The 560-nt window shown below is 39.8% G+C and carries 1 pseudogene; it reads left to right on the top strand.

The annotated features are described in order from the left end of the window. A pseudogene (locus KIH86_RS27945) lies at positions 1-354 on the top strand (SAM-dependent methyltransferase); the annotation flags it as partial. Positions 355-560: the final 206 nt, after the last annotated feature.

Consider the following 560-nt stretch of genomic DNA (forward strand, 5'->3'; position numbering starts at 1 on the left):
CCAGAATATTACGATTTCGTATATGATGCTGGGTGCCTTCATCACATATGGCCTCACAGAAGAATTGAATACCTTAGATTAATTTACAGTACTTTAAAAACTGGCGGATATTTTGGACTAACCTGTTTTGCGCCTGGATACACCGAAATTGGAGGAGCACTTGAACTAAGTGATTATGAAATATATCGAGAAAGAAGTATGAAGGGTGGACAAGCTTACAGTAAAGAGAAATTATTCAAGCTGCTTGAAGATAATTTTGACAATGTTGAGTTTCGGGGTATGAAAGCGTGCGGCGAAGATAGTGGGGCGTTTGGAGTACCCTTTATGTGGGCCAGTCTTTGGAGAAAGAAATAAAAATGAGTCATAGGCTTCGTGAATGCGGACTGGGAGGTGCTTTAGATTGGATAATTGGTATCACGGCAGCCCTGCTAGATTAGCCGAGTTGAGAGTAGGAAGTACCATAACAAAACAGTATAATTTGGCTTGTATTTTTTCTCATAAACCATCAATCGTATCTATAGATGACGAAGGAATAATCAAACATAATGGCCGGGAAAACG

This window comes from Paenibacillus sinensis, from assembly GCF_019904155.1.
GTDB classification, from domain to species: domain Bacteria; phylum Bacillota; class Bacilli; order Paenibacillales; family Paenibacillaceae; genus Paenibacillus_AQ; species Paenibacillus_AQ sinensis.